20 protein-coding genes are annotated in these 18660 nt (G+C 63.4%); 13 read left to right on the forward strand and 7 right to left on the reverse strand.

From position 1 onward, the window contains the following. The first annotated feature begins 21 nt into the window (after positions 1-21). Both BN1119_RS09390 and alkB read left to right on the forward strand, forming a co-directional pair. The gene (locus BN1119_RS09390) at positions 22-573 is read left to right on the forward strand and encodes a DUF3617 domain-containing protein (RefSeq protein ID WP_041997017.1); all 552 of its coding nucleotides are present in this window, start codon (positions 22-24) and stop codon (positions 571-573) included. 23 nt (positions 574-596) lie between these two features. Continuing rightward, on the forward strand, positions 597-1271 hold the full coding sequence (gene alkB / locus BN1119_RS09395) for a DNA oxidative demethylase AlkB (protein ID WP_209434902.1): 675 nt from the start codon (positions 597-599) through the stop codon (positions 1269-1271). 72 nt (positions 1272-1343) lie between these two features. Here the strand turns inward: alkB and pfkA are convergent, their stop codons facing one another. From pfkA to BN1119_RS09410, 3 genes are all read right to left on the reverse strand, one after another. Beyond that, the gene (gene pfkA, locus BN1119_RS09400; protein ID WP_041997020.1) at positions 1344-2315 is read right to left on the reverse strand and encodes a 6-phosphofructokinase; all 972 of its coding nucleotides are present in this window, start codon (positions 2313-2315) and stop codon (positions 1344-1346) included. Positions 2316-2437: 122 nt separating this feature from the next. Continuing rightward, positions 2438-3193 carry a triose-phosphate isomerase gene (gene tpiA, locus BN1119_RS09405; RefSeq protein ID WP_041997024.1) on the reverse strand — a complete coding sequence of 252 codons (756 nt, stop codon included), beginning with the start codon at positions 3191-3193 and terminating at the stop codon, positions 2438-2440. A gap of 135 nt (positions 3194-3328) precedes the next feature. Next, positions 3329-4063: an ElyC/SanA/YdcF family protein gene (locus tag BN1119_RS09410; protein WP_041997225.1), complete on the reverse strand. Its 735-nt coding sequence runs from the start codon at positions 4061-4063 to the stop codon at positions 3329-3331. A 179-nt stretch (positions 4064-4242) separates the two neighbouring features. On the opposite strand from BN1119_RS09410, the gene cmoM reads away from it, so the two are divergent. The 10 genes from cmoM (at position 4243) to BN1119_RS09460 (ending at position 15014) form a co-directional block, all read left to right on the forward strand. Then, entirely contained in the window at positions 4243-5019 is a 777-nt protein-coding gene (cmoM, locus tag BN1119_RS09415) for a tRNA uridine 5-oxyacetic acid(34) methyltransferase CmoM (RefSeq protein WP_039040723.1), read from the forward strand. A gap of 114 nt (positions 5020-5133) precedes the next feature. Continuing rightward, on the forward strand, positions 5134-6453 hold the full coding sequence (gene mukF / locus BN1119_RS09420; protein ID WP_041997030.1) for a chromosome partition protein MukF: 1320 nt from the start codon (positions 5134-5136) through the stop codon (positions 6451-6453). Beyond that, positions 6434-7171 carry a chromosome partition protein MukE gene (gene mukE / locus BN1119_RS09425; RefSeq protein WP_041997033.1) on the forward strand — a complete coding sequence of 246 codons (738 nt, stop codon included), beginning with the start codon at positions 6434-6436 and terminating at the stop codon, positions 7169-7171. Before mukF ends, mukE begins: the two co-directional genes overlap by 20 nt. Positions 7172-7216: 45 nt before the next feature. Beyond that, positions 7217-11644, forward strand: coding sequence for a chromosome partition protein MukB (gene mukB / locus BN1119_RS09430; RefSeq protein ID WP_084205380.1), 4428 nt, complete (start codon positions 7217-7219; stop codon positions 11642-11644). A 163-nt stretch (positions 11645-11807) separates the two neighbouring features. After that, the gene (locus BN1119_RS09435; RefSeq protein ID WP_041997036.1) at positions 11808-12197 is read left to right on the forward strand and encodes a septal ring lytic transglycosylase RlpA family protein; all 390 of its coding nucleotides are present in this window, start codon (positions 11808-11810) and stop codon (positions 12195-12197) included. 170 nt (positions 12198-12367) lie between these two features. After that, positions 12368-12841 (forward strand): cupin domain-containing protein, encoded by a 474-nt coding sequence (locus BN1119_RS09440; protein ID WP_041997038.1) that lies wholly within the window; start codon positions 12368-12370, stop codon positions 12839-12841. Between the two features lie 33 nt (positions 12842-12874). After that, positions 12875-13357, forward strand: a complete 483-nt coding sequence (locus tag BN1119_RS09445) for a GNAT family N-acetyltransferase (protein WP_041997040.1) — start codon at positions 12875-12877, stop codon at positions 13355-13357. A 137-nt stretch (positions 13358-13494) separates the two neighbouring features. Further along, the gene (locus BN1119_RS09450) at positions 13495-13860 is read left to right on the forward strand and encodes an SH3 domain-containing protein (RefSeq protein WP_041997043.1); all 366 of its coding nucleotides are present in this window, start codon (positions 13495-13497) and stop codon (positions 13858-13860) included. Positions 13861-14059: 199 nt separating this feature from the next. Next, positions 14060-14389, forward strand: a complete 330-nt coding sequence (locus BN1119_RS09455) for a putative quinol monooxygenase (RefSeq protein WP_041997046.1) — start codon at positions 14060-14062, stop codon at positions 14387-14389. Between the two features lie 133 nt (positions 14390-14522). Further along, the gene (locus tag BN1119_RS09460) at positions 14523-15014 is read left to right on the forward strand and encodes a SixA phosphatase family protein (protein ID WP_041997050.1); all 492 of its coding nucleotides are present in this window, start codon (positions 14523-14525) and stop codon (positions 15012-15014) included. 115 nt (positions 15015-15129) lie between these two features. Here the strand turns inward: BN1119_RS09460 and BN1119_RS09465 are convergent, their stop codons facing one another. Beyond that, on the reverse strand, positions 15130-15720 hold the full coding sequence (locus BN1119_RS09465; protein WP_041997231.1) for a hypothetical protein: 591 nt from the start codon (positions 15718-15720) through the stop codon (positions 15130-15132). Positions 15721-15830: 110 nt separating this feature from the next. Further along, positions 15831-16034, reverse strand: a complete 204-nt coding sequence (locus BN1119_RS09470; RefSeq protein WP_041997053.1) for a hypothetical protein — start codon at positions 16032-16034, stop codon at positions 15831-15833. A 183-nt stretch (positions 16035-16217) separates the two neighbouring features. Between BN1119_RS09470 and BN1119_RS09475 the strand changes: the two genes are divergently transcribed. Continuing rightward, complete coding sequence (locus BN1119_RS09475; protein WP_041997054.1) at positions 16218-17084, forward strand: PhzF family phenazine biosynthesis protein; 867 nt, start codon at positions 16218-16220, stop codon at positions 17082-17084. Positions 17085-17206: 122 nt separating this feature from the next. Here the strand turns inward: BN1119_RS09475 and BN1119_RS09480 are convergent, their stop codons facing one another. Together BN1119_RS09480 and BN1119_RS09485 are read right to left on the reverse strand one after the other, a co-directional pair. Further along, the gene (locus BN1119_RS09480; protein ID WP_041997056.1) at positions 17207-17842 is read right to left on the reverse strand and encodes a LysE family translocator; all 636 of its coding nucleotides are present in this window, start codon (positions 17840-17842) and stop codon (positions 17207-17209) included. A gap of 386 nt (positions 17843-18228) precedes the next feature. Further along, positions 18229-18411: a hypothetical protein gene (locus BN1119_RS09485; protein ID WP_041997058.1), complete on the reverse strand. Its 183-nt coding sequence runs from the start codon at positions 18409-18411 to the stop codon at positions 18229-18231. Between the last annotated feature and the right edge of the window lie 249 nt (positions 18412-18660).

Consider the following 18660-nt stretch of genomic DNA (forward strand, 5'->3'; position numbering starts at 1 on the left):
TCAACCCATGCAGGAGGCCCCATGGCCCTATCTCTTCGTCTGGCGACCCTGGCGGTCGCCATCATGCTCGGCGGTGCGGCCTGGGCTTATCCCCTCAAACCCGGCCTGTGGGAAATGCAGACCAAGATGGAGGCGGGTGACGGCGCGCTGGCGCAGGCCATGGCCGCCATGGAGAAACAGCTGGCGGCCCTGCCCGAGGGGCAGCGCAAGATGATGGAGGAGATGCTGGCCAAGCAGGGGGTTGGCATCACGGGCCTGGGGGCGGACGGGGTGCGGATGCGCCACTGTCTCAGCCCGCAGATGGTGGCCGAAGAGAAGCTGCCCTTCGAGCGCCAGGGGGAGGGGTGCGAGCGAACCCTGGTCTCGCGCAGCGACAGCGAGATCCGCTTTACCCTCAGCTGCCGCGAGCCACCCGCCAGGGGGGAGGGGGAGGTGCACTTCGTCAACCCCGGCGCCTACACCAGCCGCTTTACCCTGGAGATGGAATACGAGGGCAGGCAGGAGCGGATCCAGGGCAGCAGCGAGAGCCGGTGGCTGGCGGATGAGTGTGGCGACATCAAGCCGCTGGAGTAGACCATGAGACGAGGGGAGGAGCCATGGCAAGGTTGACGGCGCTGGACAACGCCATGGGGGATCTCTTCTCCCGTGATGAGGCGCCAGACCGCTGGCTCGCCCCCGGCGCCCTGCATCTGCCCGGCGGGGCGACGCGCCTCGGCCCGGGAGCGCGCTGGCTGCATGCCTGGATCGACGCCGTGAGCGCCCGGGCGCCCTTTCGCCATATGCAGACCCCGGGAGGCCAGACCATGTCGGTGGCCATGACCAACGCAGGCCCCTTGGGCTGGGTGTCTGACAGGCAGGGCTATCGCTACAGCCCCCTTGACCCCCTCAGCCACGTCCCCTGGCCCCCACTGCCGCCTGAGCTGCTTGAGCTGGCTCGCCGCGGGGCCGAGGCGGCCGGATTTGCCGGTTTCGTGCCCGATGCCTGCCTCATCAATCGCTATGAGCCGGGGGCCCGCATGTCCCTGCATCAGGACAGGGATGAGGCGGACCTGCGCCACCCTATCGTCTCCCTCTCCCTGGGGCTGGGGGCCGAGTTTTTGCTGGGTGGCCTCGGTCGGCGGGATCCGGTGCAGCGATTGATCCTGCACGGCGGCGATCTGCTGGTGCTGGGGGGTGAGGCGCGGCTGCGCTTTCACGGGGTGGCGCCCCTCAAGGCGGGGGCGGAAGGGGAGGTGCGCTTCAATCTCACCCTGAGGCGGGCGGCGCCCTGAGCGGCAGGCAAGGGGCAAGCCGCGGACAATAAAAAACCCTCCGCAGGGAGGGTTTTTTCATGGCAAGGGGGATCAGAACAGGGTAGAGGAGAGGTCGTACAGCTCCTGGTTGAAGGGGCGCTGCAGGTTCTCGATGCAGTCGATGATGTCGTGGTGCACCATCTGGTTGTTCTGGATGCCGACGCAGCGGCCACCGTGGCCGGCCAGCAGCTGCTCGACCGCGTAGGCGCCCATGCGACTGGACATGATGCGATCGCGCGCACTGGGGGAGCCGCCGCGCTGGATGTGCCCCAGGATGGTGGCGCGGGTGTCGCGGCCGGTGCGCTCCTCTATGTCCCTGGCCAGGGCGTTGACGTCGGTGACGTGCTCGCAGATGGCGACGATGGCGTGGCGCTTGCCCTTGGCCTCACCCTCTTCGATCTGGCGGATCAGGGCTTCCTTGTCAAAGGCCACTTCCGGCACGATCACGTACTCGGCACCGCCGGCGACCGCGGCAGACATGGCCAGATCGCCGCAGTGGCGGCCCATGACCTCGACCACGGAGATGCGGTGGTGGGAGCTGCAGGTGTCGCGCAGACGGTCGATGGCATCCACCACCACGTTCAGGGCGGTATCAAAGCCGATGGTAAAATCGGTACCTGCGATGTCGTTGTCTATGGTGCCCGGCAGGCCGATGCAGGGGAAACCCTCTTCGGTCAGCTTCTTGGCGCCCATGTAGGAGCCGTCACCGCCGATCACCACCAGGGCGTCGATGCCGTGCTTTTTCAGGTTCTCGATCGCCTCGGCGCGTACCTTGGGATCCTTGAAGGCGGGGAAGCGGGCAGAGCCGAGGAAGGTACCGCCGCGGTTCACCACGTCGGAGACGCTGTGACGCTCGAGCTTGGCGATCTTGTCCTGGTGCAGACCCAGGTAGCCATCCTTGATGCCATAGACTTCCAGGCCGTGATGCAGGCCGGCGCGCACCACGGCGCGAATGGCAGCGTTCATACCCGGTGCATCGCCACCACTGGTCAACACACCAATACGTTTGATTTTTTTGGTCATGAGTGCCTCTGGATCTCAAGTTGTCGAATAGATAAGCCAGTTCTTACTATATCGGCTTTCGTATCGGCTGACGCCATACGAAAGCCGGTAACGGAGGGGGCGTGGGGCCCCCTCCTGGCTCATTACTGGGCGGCGCCAGCGATGATCTGGGAGAAGTCGTCCACTTTCAGGGACGCACCACCCACCAGGCCACCGTCGATGTCCGGCTGGCCGAACAGGTCGGCAGCGGTGGCGCCGGTGACGGAACCACCGTACAGGATCTGTACCTTGGCGGCCACGGCGGCGTCGAAACCGGCCAGGTACTGACGGATGTGAGCGTGTACGGATTGCGCGATTTCCGGGGTGGCGGTCTTGCCAGTGCCGATGGCCCATACCGGCTCGTACGCCACGACGGCGTTGGCGAAGGAGGCGATGCCGCAACGGTCGATCACGGCTTTCAGCTGGGTCTCGACCACCTGATTGGTGGTGCCGGCTTCGAACTGGGCCAGGGTCTCACCGATGCACAGTACCGGGATGAGGCCGCCCTTCTGGATGGCTTCGTACTTGGCAGCCACCACGTCGTCTGTCTCTGCGTGCAGGGTACGACGCTCGCTGTGACCGACCAGGGAGTAGGTGCAGCCGAAGGCTTTGAGCATGGAGGGGGCGTTCTCGCCGGTGAAGGCGCCGGACTCGTGAACGTCGGCGTTCTGGGCACCGTAGGCGATCTTGCTGCCGGCGGTCAGCTGTTCAACCAGACCCAAAAAGATAACCGGCGGGCAGACGGCCACTTGCACGGAAGGATGGGCGGCAGCAGCCGGGGTCAGTCCTTTGATCAGGGCTTCGACAGAAGCCTTGGTGCCGTTCAGTTTCCAGTTACCCATTACCAGGTGCTGTCTCATCTTCTATATCTCCTAGGCGTTTGATTGCGCGTCATTATATGAATTGAACCGAGCCCAAGATAGCCGACCCGGCGGCAAATGACGTAATTTTTTTTCCCTTTCCTGATCCAAATCAGGAATGCAAGGCGCGATTGCTCACTCGGTGACCTGCCCCCGCAAACGGGCCCACCCTGCCCCAATCCACTCGTGAATGGCGGCCTCGGAATACATCAGATAGCGTCCCCTGGGGAGGTAGCTGTAGAGGGGCTGAGGGGACTGGCTCTGCTTGGCGGTGTAGTCGGTGGGGGCCGGCACGGCATCGAGTCCCTGACCGCGATAGAGGGCCATGGCCCGGGGCAGGTGGGTGGCCGAACTCACCAGCGCCACCCGCTTGCCCAGGAGGTGACGGGCGATGCTGACCGCCTCGTCATGGGTGTCTTTGTTGTTTTCAAACAACGTCATTCGGGATCTCGCTATCCCGAGGCTCGCCGCCATGCGGGCGTTGACCTCGGCGTTGGAGAGGGGATCACCCGACACATAACCGGAGAAGATCAGCTCCGCTTGTGGATAGGCCAGGGCCAGCCGCACTCCCTCCAGGGTTCTGGCGAGGGCTATGTTGTTCTGCCAGGCGCGCATAGGGAGCGCCGGATCGCTGACATGGTCGTTGCCCAGCACCACGATGGCCTGGATGTCCGGATGCTGGTTCACCTCGAAGGGGGGATAGGTCTGCTCCAGGCTGCGGGCCAGCTCGTAGCTCACCGGCCGCGTCCCCATCAGGGCGATGAGCACCAAGGAGAGGGTCGCCAGCAGCTTGCCGCTTTTTTGAAAGCGGGTGAACCAGAGCAGCACGAGCGCCAGCAGCAACAAGGAGAGGGAGAAGGGGAGCGGCATCAGCAGCTGGCCCAGCCATTTCTTGATGACAAAGAAGTTGAGCTCGAACACGACAGACACGTCCTTGAGTTTTCAGCAAATTCGGGATGTGACAGAATACCCCTCTTTTTTCCTGTGGCCCAATCCTGTGTGGTTCCTCCTGCGGCCCTCATGGCGGGGCGGCCGAAGATGAGTGTGTCTTGAAGCAAGATCAGAGTTTTGACGGGCGCGCGGACAAGTTCGCCCGCAACATTTACGACTCCACCAAGGGGCGCATTCGCACCACCATTGTCTGGAGTGATATCGAAGCCTGCCTGGCGCGTCTGGGCAATCGGCCCCTTCGCATCCTGGATGCCGGCGGCGGCTTTGGCTATTTCGCCCAGAAGCTGGCGGCCATGGGCCATCAGGTGGAGCTGTGCGATCTGTCGGCAGAGATGCTGGATCTGGCCCGGGAGCAGATCGCCCAGAAGGGGCTGGAAGACAGAATTCGTCTCATCCATTGCCCCATTCAGGATCTCAAGCACCAGGTGACCGGCACCTTCGATCTGGTGCTCTGCCACGCGGTGCTGGAGTGGCTCGCCGAGCCGCGCCAGACCTTGCTGGGTCTGTTCCCTTTCGTCAAGGCAGGGGGCATACTGTCGCTGCTTTTTTACAATCGTCACGGCCTCCTGTTCCAGAGCCTGGTGGTGGGTAATTTCGACTATGTGCGCCTGGGCCTTCGCAAGAAACGCCAGACCGCCCTGACCCCCACCAATCCCCAGTTGCCGGAGCAGGTCTATGACTGGATAGGCCGGGGGGGATTGCGGATCATCGGCAAGACGGGGGTGCGCGTCATCCACGACTACATGCGCCACAAGCAGGATCAGGTCGAGAAGTTCGAGGACCTGCTGGCCATGGAGCAGCAATATTGCCGCCAGGAGCCCTTTGTTTCCCTGGGGCGCTACATCCACGTGATGGCCCAGAAACCGGCCGGTTGAGGCACACCGGCGTGAATACGATGCGGGATCCAGTCGCCGGGGCGCCACCGACCCCGGCCTATATCACCACGGCGGGCGAAGACCTGCCGACTATAACAACGAGATGATAACGTCATGATGAGTACATCCCGTACCCTGCCAGAGACGGTGGGATGGGTCAGACAGGAGGGGTTGGCGCTGAACCTTCCCACCGACAGGCTGGCCTTTCTGATAGCGATCAAGACGCTGTCCGAGGACGAGTCTGATCTCTCGGAGGCCGCGCTGCACGACGCCTTTGGCTATGTGAGCAGTGCCTTCGGCCAGATGGACGAGACCCTCACCGGTCGCGCCAACAACGCCATCAACGATCTCATTCGCCAGCAGCTGCTGTCGCGTTTCACCACCGACATGGTGGCCGGCGAAAGCCTCTACCGCCTGTCGCGCCTTGGCATGAGCATCGTCGATTTCTTCATGGATCAGCGCCAGGTGGACTCCATCAAGCTCTCCATCCTGCTCGAGCACCTGGCGGCCGAGCTCGACACCGCCCGCAAGGCAGCGCTCGAGACCAATACCCGGGAGCAGTGGGACGCCGAAGTGCTGCCGCGCCTCTCCTTCTCCCTGGAAGAGACCCTCGGGCGCATCGATCTCACCCAGCGCGCCATGGACGAGCAGCAGAATCAGGTCAAGAGCGAGATCGCGGCCCTGCTGACCCAGAACTGGGTCGATGCCATCCACAGCTGCGAGAAGCTGCTGCACGAGACCGGCCAGACCCTGCGCGAATTGCAGGACACCCTGGACGCCGCCGGCCACCGCCTGCAGGCGGGGCTGCTCAACATTCAGGAAGCGGCCCAGGGGCGCGAGGATCTGTTCCACGTCGAGGAGCTGACCCACGCCCTGCAGGGGCGTCTGGACGTCATCACCGCCTGGGGCCAGCAGTGCATCGAGCTCTGGTCCCGTTATGACAGGCATGTCCACAAGTTCATCCGCAACGCCATCGACATGGACAAGAACCGTGCCTTCAGTCAGCGGCTGCGGGAATCCATCCGCAACTTCGAGCAGCACAACTGGCTGCTTAGGGTGGCCGAGGAGCCGCGCCTGCTGGAGCTGCGGGATGAAACCATCGCCATCCACGACGAGGAGGTGACCGGCGAGGTGCCCCTCGAGATGGAGTACGTGGAGATGGTGGACATCAACCAGGAGCTGGCGGAGCGCATCGAGCGCTACCTGGCCCGCTACCCGGAGCAGGGAGATCGGCTGGATCTTGCCGACGTGCTGCGGGAATACCTGCTGGACTACCCGGCCCATGCCCACTTCGACGTGGCGCGCCTCCTGATCGATCAGGCCGTGCGTCTCGGCCATGCCAGTGGTGAGCGCGAGCACCACCGCCAACCCGCATGGAAACCCATCAACCAAGCTGGATCCAAGGTTCAGGCCTATGTCATCGATCAATACTGAATTCCCCTTGCCCCTGCGCCTCGCAGAGGCCATCGCCAACCCCTTGTTTCCGCGCATCGATACCGCCCTGCGCTCCGGTCGCCACATCAGTGCCGACGAGTTCGAGCAGCACTCGGCCCTGGTGGAATACCACCAGGAGCTGGAGATCTTCTACGGTCGCTATCAGGTGGAACTCATCAAGGCGCCGGAAGGCTTCTTCTACCTGCGTCCGCGCCCGAGCGCCGACATCGGAACAACAGTGCTCTCCGAGCTCGACATGCTGGTGGGCAAGGTGCTCTGCTACCTGTTCCTGAGCCCGGATCGGCTCGCCTCTGAAGGGGTGTTCGCCATGAGCGAGCTGCAGGAAGAGGTGCTGGGTCTGGCGGACGAGAAGCAACTGCTGCGCATGGTCAACAGCCGCTCCGGCGGCACGGATCTGGACAAGAAGAAGCTCCTCGAGAAGATCCGCACCTCCATGCGCCGTCTCAAGCGCCTCGGGATGATCACCCCCCTTGGCAACAGCGACAAATTCCGGGTCAACGAATCCGTGTTCCGCTTCGCCGCCGACGTGCGATCCGACGAGGATCCCCGCGCGGTGCAACTGCGGATGATCCAGGAGGGGGAGGCCATCTTCCACGACGACGAGATGCCGAGCAGCGATTCCCTGTTCGAGGATATCGAAGAGGATCTGGACGAAGAGCAGCTGGAGCTGGAGGTGGAAGATGATCTGCAACGTTAATGTGCCGGCACTGATGGTGTCTGCCGGTTTGATGGAGAGTGTGGCGTGAGAGGCAAATTCAAATCCCTGACCATGGTCAACTGGAACGGCTTCTTCGCCCGGACCTTCGATCTCGACCAGCTGGTCACCACATTGTCCGGCGGCAACGGCGCGGGCAAGTCCACCACCATGGCAGCCTTCATCGCGGCCCTCATTCCCGACCAGTCACTGCTCCATTTCCGTAATACCACGGAGGCGGGCTCCTCCAGCGCGTCCCGTGACAAGGGGCTCTACGGCAAGCTGCAACGGGGCCACTGCTATTCCCTGCTGGAAGTGATGAACAGCCGCGAGCAGCGGATCTGGGTCGGCGTGCACCTCGAACAGGTGGCCAACCGTGACAACAAGGTCAACATCACCCCCTTCGCCCTGGTGGATGTGCCAGACAGCCTGCAACCCACGGATCTGCTGCTGGAGAAGCTCGACGATGGCAAGGGGCGGGTGCGCGCCTTCGCCGATCTGAAGGGGGCGGCAGCAGAGCTCGGCGCCATCAAGGTCGCCAAGTTCAATACGGTGACCGATTATCACAACTTCATGTTCGAGTTCGGTATCACCCCGAAGAAACTGCGGGATCAAAAGGATCGCGGCAAGTTCTATCGCCTGATCGAGGCCTCCCTCTACGGCGGTATTTCGTCTTCCATCAGCCGCTCCTTGCGTGAATACCTGCTGCCGGAGAACTCCGGGGTGCGCAAGGCGTTTCAGGACATGGAGGCGGCCATCTACGAGAACCGCCGCACCCTGGAAGCCATCAAAGAGACCCAGGGTCAGCGGGATCTGTTCAAGAATCTCATCACCGAGACCACCCACTATGTGGCCGCCGAGTATGTGCGGGGCGCCGCCGAGAAGAGCCGCCTCTCCGAGCTGGCCCTCAAAGCCCGTGTCGAGCTCGCCGGCAAGCGTCGTCTGCTGGCGGAAGAGAAGCAGCGCGCCATCTATCTGGCGGACGAGGTGGATCAGCTCACCAACCGCGAGAAGCTTTTGACCGACGAGCTGGAGTCCGCCGCCGAGCACCTGGCCAAGGTGATGGCGGCCGTGGCCCTACAAAAGAAGATTGCCCTCTATCGCGCCGATCTGGCGGAGCTCAACGACAAGCTGGAGCAGCAGCAGGCGGTGGTGGAAGAGATCCACGGCCAGCTGCTGGAAGTGGAAGAGCGCAAGGAGCTGGCCCAGGCAGAGGTGGACAGCCTCAAGACCCAGCTGGCCGACTACCAGCAGGCGCTCGATATCCAGCAGACCCGCGCCATCCAGTACCGTCAGGCGGTGCAGGCGCTGGAGACGGCCCGCGAGCAGTGCGAGCTGCCGGGATTGAGTGCCGAACAGGCGAGCGATACCCTGCACCAGTTCCGCGCAGCCGAGCAGAGCCTCACCAGCCGTGTGCTGGGGGCCGAGCAGCAGCTGGCGCTGGCCAAGGCGGCGGTGGCCGAGCACGAAGCGGCGCTGGCACTGCTGCTCAGCATCGCCCCCGAGACCGCGCGCGAGGCCGCCTGGCCCACGGCGCAGGCGCTGCTCAAGCGCCACATCGAAGACAAGGCCCGCGTTAATCAGGGGCAGGGTCTGCGCGCCGCCCTGGCTCGCCTCGAGAAAGAGAGCGAAAGCCAGCAGGCGCTCTTCAAGTTGCGCGACGAGCTGCAGCAGGCTTCCGGTCAGCTGATTGCCAGCCAGGACGAGCTGGAGTTGTTTCTTGAGGCCCAGCGCACCCGTCAGGAGGAGCTGAGTGATCAGCAGGCGGAGGCGAACCAGCGCCGCGCCAGCCTCGAGCATCAGGGCACTCAGCTCGGCCGCGATATTGCGGAACTGACCAAGCTGGCCCCCCGCTGGCTCAAATCCTTTGAAAAGCTCGAGCAGCTGCGCGAGCAGAGCGGCCTGCCGCTCGCCACCGCCGAAGAACTTTCTTCCGGCATGCAGAGCGTGCTCGACAAGGAGCGCGAATTCGAGCAGGAGAGCAACCGCATCCAGGGCCAGAAACAGGCGCTGGAGCTGCAAATTCGCAACCTGCAGCTGGGTGCTGGCGAGGCGGATCCGCGCCTTGCCCGCATCGCCGAGCAGGTGGGGGGCGTACTGCTCTCCGACGTCTATGACGACATCTCCATCGACGATGCCCCTTACTACTCCGCGCTCTACGGCCCGGCTCGCAGCGCCCTGGTGGTGCTCGACCTGGAAGGGGCCATCGAGCGGCTGAAAAAGCTGGAAGATTGCCCGGAAGATATCTATCTCATCCAGGGCAACCCTGACTCCTTTGACGAGGATCTGGTGGAAGCGGACGAACTGGGGGATGCCGTGCTGGTGCGCACCAGCAAGCGTCAGGTGCGCTTCTCCCGCTACCCCGAGCTGCCACTCTTTGGCCGCGCCGCCCGGGAAAAACGGATCGAGCAGCTCGATCTTGAGCGGGAAAACCTCATCGAGGGCTACGCCAAGGCCGCCTTCGAGCAGCAGAAGTATCACCGCCTCTACGGACATTTTCGCGACTTTATCGGCCAGCATCTGGATATCGCCTTCCGCCCGGACCCCGAGGCCGAAGTGCAGGCCAAGCAGGCCGAACTGCGCAAGCTGCAAGAAACCATGGCCGAGTGCGACAAGCAGCTGAGTGATGCCAAAGCAGCCGCCGCCCAGCTGACTCGCCATATCCAGCTGGTGCAGGGGATGCTGCCCTTTGCCCACCTGTTTGCCGAGACAGATCTGGCGGCCCGCCTCGAGGCGGCTCACGCCGACGTAGAGGCCCTTAAAACCGCCGAAGCCTTTATCGCGAAACACGGCAAGGCGCTGGAAAAACTCGAGACCCAGGTGCAGGTGCTGCGCCAGGATCCCCAGGATCTGGCGGCCCTGCAGGCGGCCTTCGACGAGGTGAGCGAGTTGCTGGCGGAGCAGAAGCGCCGCTGCTACGCCCTCGATCAGCTGGTAGCCCGTCTGCCGCACTTTGCCTATCAAGATGCGCAAGACCTGCTGGGCAAGGCGTCCGAGATGAGCGAGCGGCTCAAAGAGAAGCTCAAAGCCGCCGAGCTGGCCGCCCGCACCGCCGGTGAGCAGCACAAGCAGATTTCCCAGCGCCACACCGAGGCGCTGCAACTGCGCACGGCGCTCGATTCCAGCGCCTCGGCCAAGGGGCAGACCCTGGCGGAGTTCGAGCAGGAGCTGGGGGCCATGGGGCTCACCCTGTCGGACGACATGGAGGAGAAATCCCGCGCCCACAAGAAGGAGATCGAAGAGCTGCTTATCCGCACCCGGACCCGCCGCACCAGCGCCGAGGCCCAGTTGCAGGTGTGCAAGCGCGAAATCGAATCCCTTGGCGGTCGTCTCAAGCTGGAAGGCAAGGATTACTACAGCGCCCGCAAATCCCTGGTGGGTCACAAGGCGAGCTGGTCGCGGGTGGTGCGTCTGGCACGGGAGACCGACGTCGAGAAGCGTCTGAACAAGCGCGAGCTGGCTTATCTTGACAGCGACGAGCTGCGCTCCATGTCGGACAAGGCCCTCGGCGCCCTGCGGGTCGCCGTGGCCCACGACGAGGCCCTGCGCGATGCGCTGCGTCTGTCGGAAGGCAATCGCAGCACAGAGCAGAAGGTCGCCTTCTACGTGCAGGTCTACCGTTACCTGAAAGATCGCATCCGCAACGACATCATCCGCTCGGACGATCCTGTGGAGGCCATCGAGGAGATGGAGATCGAGCTGGCCCGTCTGGCGGACGAGCTCAAGCAGCGGGAAAATCACCTGTCCCTCTCCTCCCACGAGGTGGCGGCCAAGATCACCAACATCATCCGCCGTGAGCAGAACCGCATCCGGGTATTGAACCAGGGCCTGCAGAACATCGCCTTCGGTCTGGTGCGCGGGGTGCGTCTCAACGTCAACATCCGCGAGGCCCACACTCGCCTGCTGACCGCACTCGCCGATCAGAGCGCCATGCACAACGATCTCTTCGCCGACAAGGAGCTCAGCTTCTCCGAGGCCATGGCCAAGCTGTTCCAGCGCCTCAACCCGCAGGTGGAGCAGGGGGAGCGAAACTACCAGGTGATGGGGGACGTGCTGCTCGATTATCGCAACTACCTGGAGCTGGAAATCGAGGTGCAGCGGGGGGCCGACGGCTGGCTGCGCGCCGAGAGCGGGGCGCTTTCCACCGGCGAGGCGATCGGTACCGGTCAGGCCATCCTGCTCATGGTGCTCATCAGCTGGGAGGAGGAGTCTCGCCGTCTGCGCGGCAAGGACATCGCCCCCTGCCGTCTCTTGTTCCTCGACGAAGCGGCGCGCCTGGATGGCAAGTCCATCGCCACCCTGTTCGAGCTGTGCGAGCGGCAGGACATGCAGCTGCTTATCGCGGCGCCGGAGAACATCAGCCCCGAGAAGGGCACCACCTACAAGCTCATCCGCAAGGTGCAGGGCAAGCACGAGCATGTGCATGTGGTGGGGCTGCGCGGCTTTGGCTTCGCCGACGACAAGCTGATCGCCTGAGCCCTGACAGGGACTGACGGGTGAACACACAAACGGGAGGCCTGGGCCTCCCGTTTTCCATGGGAAATATGAGAGAGTAGGCGCCTGTTCGCGGGATCCAGACTGGCGATGCAGGGTAAGGGCCAGGGCGCATCAACCTGACATCGCATCGAGGGAATAAAGCATGACGTGGAAATTACAAAAAGGGCTGCTGGCCTCCCTGTGCCTGCTGCTCGCGGCCTGCAGCAGCCAACCTGATGCGGGCAGTGCGGGCAACGGGCGGGGCTATACCCAGACGGGGCTGGCCTCCTACTATGCCGATCGCTATCACAACAAGAAGACGGCGAGCGGCGAGCCCTACCAGAAGAGCGCCAACACCGCCGCCCATATGACGCTGCCCTTCGGCGCCATGGTGAGGGTGACCAACCTTGCCAACGGCAAGAGCGTGGTGGTGCGGGTCAATGACAGGGGCAACTTCCCCAGAGGCCGGATCATCGATCTCTCCAGGGCGGCGTTCAGCGCCATAGGCAACACCCGATCGGGCCTTCTCAAGGTCAAGGTCGAGGTGTTGTAGGGGGCTATAAGCCCGGCCCATTGCACAGCGGGAAACGGCAAGGCCCCGGACATTGCATCTCAGCGTTGACAGCCTCCAGCCGTATCTGTGTTATTGCGTGACTGCCGCTCAAGGCACTTGGCTTGTCTCTTGCTGCCCCTCGCCAGGGCGCCAATATGGAGGTTGTTGTGATGACGAACCGCACACCCATTCAGGCCACACAGATCCCGGAGAGCAAGGCAAAGTCCCTCTATCCGGAGCCCTTTGCCTCCCTGGTCAAACACCGTACCCGGCGCAGGCTGGGGGACCACTTCGGTCTTGCCAATCTGGGGGTCAACCTGACGACCCTGGCGCCGGGGGCCATCTCGGCGCTCAAGCACCATCACGGCCTGCAGGACGAGTTCGTTTATGTGCTCTCTGGCAATCCCACCCTGCGCTATGGGGAGGAGGAGTATCTGATGTCGCCGGGGGAGTGCATCGGCTTCAAGGGGGGCAGCGGCCTGGCCCACCAGTTGGTCAACCACGGTGAGGTGGATGCCGTCTATCTCGAGGTGGGGGACAGGCTGCCAGGGGACACCGTCGACTATCCCGACGACGATCTGGCCCTGGTACAGGGTGCCGATGGCGCCTGGTCAGCCAGACACAAGGATGGCAGCCCCTATTAGGGGCGCCTCTTCGCGCAATTGAGAGAGACTTCCATGGAATTCAGATCCTTCGCTGACGTCAATGCAGCGGATTTTCTGCCGCTGCTCAACGACGAGACGCTGCGACAGCACCTGATTGACCATCCCCCCTTCGAGCTGGCCACGGTGCGGCGCTGGATGGAGGAGAAGATGGCGATAGACGCGCTGCCCGGCTGCCGCGTGCGCGCCGTTCTCATCGATAGCGCCCTGGTGGGGTGGTGCGGCCTCCAGCCCGATGAGGAGGGGGTGGAGATGGCCATCGTCATCGCCAGGGCGGGCTGGGGCAGGGGGCTTGCCATCTTCAACGAGATGATGGGCTGGGCGCGCAGCCTGGGCCATCAAGAGGTGGTCTTTCATCTGCTGGGCTCGCGCCCCTTGTACAAGTCCCTCGCCAGGCGCGCCACCCGGGTGAAGACGACGACCCTGTCCGGGCACCCCTTCACCACCTATTGCTTCGGCGTCGAGAGCCGGTTTGCCGGCCGTGATCCCGGGCCGTGATCATCTGTGCCCCTGTCATGGCGATATCGCACCCTGCTCAATGGGGGCCAGGCGTGCCTGTCTCCTCGAGGATGCCCCCGTGACGGCGAACCATGGGCGCATGCCCTTTCATCACGCCATTATGGCCAAGGAGCAATATGAACAGTGAGAGCAAGGCCTTTGTGGTGATCAGTGCCCACCGCAGCGAGTATCCGGACCCTATCACCTTTCGCAAGGGGACCTCACTCATGGTTGGCGAACGCTATGAAGGGGAAGGGGGGTGGCACGACTGGTTCTTCTGCCATTGTGACGGGCAACAAGGGGGCTGGGTGCCGGCCCAGATCATAGGGGCGACGGGCGATGGCACGGCTCGCGCCTTGGAGGATTACACGGCCAGGGAGTTGAGCGTGCAAGCGGGTGATCGGCTCGGTGGCCATCGAGTGATCAACGGCTGGATCTGGTGCGTGAGGGACCAAGATGGCGCCTCCGGCTGGGTGCCCCAGGCCAATCTCAGGGAGGCATAAGCGCCCTCATGGGCAGTGGCCGATCTGCTCTGTTGTGCAAGGGCGTTGTTCAGCAGGATGGATAGTCTGTCCAGATTGTCTGTCTATTCGTATCAATCCCCCGTGATTACACTGGCTCTCAGGTTGAAACATGCGCTCTTCGCGCGGTGACAAGCCGCCGTGAGGAGTGTTTCAAATAGCCCCTTGATAACGGAGTGTGATGAAGATGACAGCAGACAAATTGGTATCCATCGCCGTGCTGACGGCAAAGCCTGGGATGGGCGAGCGCCTGCGTCAAGCGCTGCTCGCCTTGATCGGCCCCACCCGCCGGGAGCCCGGCAACCTCGATTATGTGCTGTTCGAGCTCAAAGACGAACCCGGCACCTTCTATATGCGCGAAGCCTTCGTCAATCAGGCCGCCCTGGATGCCCACTGCGAGACGGACTATTTCCAAGGCTTCGTCCGCCAGGCGGACGAGCTGCTGGCCGAACCCCTTAGGCTTATCTTCATGGAGGAAGTGAGCCCGCCATCGGCCATGGGGCAGGGCTGAGCGCCTCTCCTGCCTTCTCCCCAGGTTTGCAAGCGGCTTCGCTATGATTGAGATGGCGCAGTGACAGGGACTAGGCACCTGGTCTAGGCCAAAGCGGGCACTGGGCCCATGGTCAGTGGCAACGGGAGACGTCATGAAGAGAACCCTTGTGCTGGTGCGTCACGGCAAGTCGAGCTGGGAAGATCAGGGGCGGCCAGACAGGGCGCGGCCGCTCGCCGAGCGTGGCCTGCGCGACGCGCCCCTGATGGGCAAGCGGCTGGCGCACGATAAGGTGCGACCCGATCTCATCTTGTCGAGCCCCGCCAGCCGGGCCTTGTCGACGGCCCATATCATGGCCGAAGTGCTCGGTTACCCGTCAGGGGAGATAGTCACGGACGAGCGGCTCTATGGCAGCGATGCCGGGGTCCTGCTCGAGGTGATGGGTGAGCTGGGTGACGGGTTCAGGTGTGTCATGCTCTTTGGCCACGATCCCGAGCTCACCGACCTTGCCCACCGCTTTTCCGGCAAGATCACCCGGATGCCAACCTGCGCCGTCGCCCGCTTCACCTTTGACGCCCCCTCCTGGTCGGCTGCCGTGTCGCAACCGCCGCTGACGGCCGTGCTCGACTATCCGAAGAAGAGGTAGGTGAATAGCAAGAGGACGTGCAGGGCTGTCGCTCACCGGGGTCTGGTGAAGAAGCCAGCAAGAGAGCAAGCAAGAAGGGGAGCCCAGACTCCCCTTCGCATTCCCGTCATGTCGCCTATTTGGCGGCGATCGGCCCCTTGGTGCCCGCATCGTTGTCGACCCAGCCATCTTCTCCCTTGAGGCGGCGATCCCCCTGGATGCGGTAGGTGACCATGCCGTCCTTGAACACCAGGGCGCCGTCGGACTTCCTGGCACTGACCTGCTTGTCGTTGACCCAGACCTTCTCCTTGTCATCGATGCGGATGGTGGCCACTGTGGCGCCCGTCTCGGGGAAGGTGGCGACCCAGTTGCCGGCGTAGGGGCTGGCGCTGGCCGCCGCCGGAACATCGCCAAACCCGGCGGCCGCGTTCTCGGCCCTGGTCTTGTTGATGTCGCAACCATTGAGCTCGCTCACCTGGGTGCAGCCGGAGTGCTCCAGCTTCTGTTCATAGCTCATGTTCAGACCGCCGTCGGCGGCCGGGGCGGCAGCACCGAATCCCGCCTTGGCGTTTTCCGCCTTGGTCTTGTGAATATCGCAGCCCTGGGCTTCGGTCACCTGGGTGCAGCCGGAGCGCTCCAGCTGCTCGGCGTATTTGGCGTTGATGGCGTGAACCTGGGCGCTGCCCAACAGGGTGAGGGTCAGGGCGAGCGCGGTCTGTCTGAACATGATCAATACCTCTGGCAATGGGTCATTCGGGCTGGTGGCAAAGGGCATGCGATGGCTGGTCGCGGCCACCTCTCACGATAGCAGGCGCGCACGACATGTGGCGTCTGTGATCAGCTTTGGGGGATGCGGACCCCCTTGTCCAGATAGAGGCTGCTGTAGTGGGCGCGGTGGGTGACGAACATCACCTGGTGACGACTGCCATCGGAGAGGATGATGAAATCCCCGGCCTGGGCCGGGCTTTGCAGGCTGATCTCCTGCTCGGGGGCGGTCAGCTTGTCGACCTCCTCCCGAAAGCTGAGGGTGTAAGAATACATAGGGTTCTCCACTGCAGGACCGTATACAGACACGCACCACAAGGCTAGTTGTCATCTCCCGGATCCGCGGCGCCCAAGCGGCACCTGTGTGCCATTTAATTTCACGAGTAAGCTGGGTCCATTCGGTCGATGGGCGCAGGCCCTGTCTCGGCACGCTCACTTTAGCCTGCAAGGAGTTGTCACATGGAACTTGTCCCCGAATTGGTACGCATCGCCGCCTTTTCCGATGGACGGCAAGGGGGCAACCCCGCCGGTGTCTGGATAGGGCCCGCCTTGCCAGAGGCGGCCGAGATGCAGCGGATCGCCGCAGAGGTCGGATTCTCGGAAACCGCGTTTGCCGCCCCGTTGCACGGCGAGGGGCAAGGCGCAGAGGTGCGCCAATGGCGGGTGCGCTACTTCTCCCCCGAGGCGGAGGTGCCGTTTTGCGGCTATGCCACCATCGCCCTCGGGGTGGCGCTGGCGCGCCGTTTCGGGGCAGGGGACCATGACTTGCGCCTCAGCCAGACCGAGAGCCGGGTCTCTGGCTGGCAGGATGAGACGGGGCAGTGGCAGGCGGCGCTGCAATCACCGCAGACCCGCAGCAAACCGGCCACCGCCAGCCTGGTTGCCGAGGCACTGGCGCTGTTTGGCTATGATGCGGCCAGTCTGGATCCCCGCCTCCCCCCAGCACTCATCCACGGCGGCGCCGATCATCTGGTGCTGGCCCTGTACAGCCGGGCCGCGCTGTCGGCCATGAACTACGCGCTGGCCGAAGGGCGCACCCTGATGCGCCGCGAGGGCCTGGTTACCATCTTGCTGGTGCATGCCGCGGGGGAGCGGCTGTTCCATACCCGCAATCCCTTCGCCTATGGCGGCGTCTATGAAGACCCGGCCACAGGCGCCGCGACCGCGGCCTTGGCCGGCTATCTGCGCGACCTTCACTGGCCCCATGGCGGCGCCATCGACATAGTGCAGGGGGAAGAGATGGGCATGCCGTCGCGGCTGCATGCCGAGATCCCGGCCGAGCCCGGCAGCTCAATCCGGGTGTCCGGCGCAGCGCGGCTGATGTGATGGCGGGATGCGAGAGTGACAACCTGTCCGGCCGCCGTCTTGGCTGGGGAGTGAAGGGAAAGAGCCCCTTGGAGGGCAAGATGGGCCCCTGATCATCCGCTGATCAGGGGTCTATGGGGTGTTCAGGGTCGGCCGCTGAGCAAGATGGCGCTGCCCAGAGAGATGAAGATCCCCCCTGTGATGCGGCTGAACAGACGCTGGTCGCGCGCCGGCTTGAAGTAGCTGCCAGCGCGTCTGGCCATGGCCACATAACAGAGGTGCACCAGGGTGACGATGACGCAGATGGTCAGGTACATGGTGAAGAACTGGATGGGCAGGGTGCTCTGGTGATCGAGAAACTGGGGCAGCAGCGCGCAGAGGAAGATGATGGTCTTGGGGTTGCTGGCAGACACCAGGCAGGCTTCCCGCAGCAGGGAGCCCGTGCTCCGTGAGGGAGGGATGACGCCAACCCGCTGCGCTTCCTGACTCCCCGCGCCGGACGCCCGCAGCGCCTTGTAGCCGAGATAGATCAAGTAGCCACCCCCCGCCAGCTTGAGGACGAGGAAGAGGGGCGGCAAGGTCTGCAGCAGGGCCCCCACCCCCATGGCGACCAGACAGATGAAAATGGCCTGACAGAACAGATTTGCACCTATGGTGAGCAGGGCCGGACGCCAGCCAAGCTGCAGGCCGTTCTTTACCACCAGCAGCACATTGGGCCCCGGGGTCAGGGTCGCCAGCAGATAGGCCAGCAGGAACAACATCCATGTATCCAGACTCATGACATCTCCTTGGTAAAGAGCACATCATGCTCCGCTCCCGGGGCCGCGTCCAGTGACGACTGCCACCAGGATGTGGCTGTTTTTCAGGTGCTTAACTTAAATGGTCGTCATAACGGGGAGGGGCGTTCGGGGGGAGTTTGCTGCCCGGCCAACATAAAAAACCGCCTTCATGGTGAAGGCGGTTTGAATCAAGCGGACAAGCCGTTATTTCAGGGCTTTCTTCAACTTCTTGATCTTGCCCTCGTGCTTGGCGATTTTTGCCTGACGGGATTCAATCTTCTTCTTGATCGCTTTCTTGGATACCTTGGCCATGGATTGCTCTTCCTGTTTGGGGGGGGCTTGGCCCCTGGATTGTCTCTCCATCGACGACTGACTGATGGCAAGGGTTACTTATCGTCCTGCTGTGAGCGAAGGTACTGGCGAATGAAGCGGCGGATCTCTCGGGATGCCGTGCTGTCTTGCTGCTCACACAGGTCGATAAACTGGTCCCGCTCCTCGCTAGAGAGGCGGATGATCAACTGGGCGTCCTTCTTGGGCTTGCTGGCCCGTTTGCGTGGCACCTGCTCCATCGGGCTTCTCGCGTATCGCCAACGTATATACACTGTAGTGCAATTTGTTCGAAACGCAAGCAATGGTGATGGTCGGCTCCCCAAAGGGTGATCCCGGGCAGGTAATGGGCTGACGCCATGGCGGCGGAGAAGAGGGTGGGGGTGCGGGAGGGTCGAGGGCGCAGCCGAGGCGGTCATGGTGGCGGCAACCTTATTCTGAACGGGGGCGCCCCATGAAAAAAGCGCCCCGTGGGGCGCTTGATATGGCGA

It is taken from the genome of Aeromonas bivalvium, from assembly GCF_000819765.1.
GTDB classification, from domain to species: domain Bacteria; phylum Pseudomonadota; class Gammaproteobacteria; order Enterobacterales; family Aeromonadaceae; genus Aeromonas; species Aeromonas bivalvium.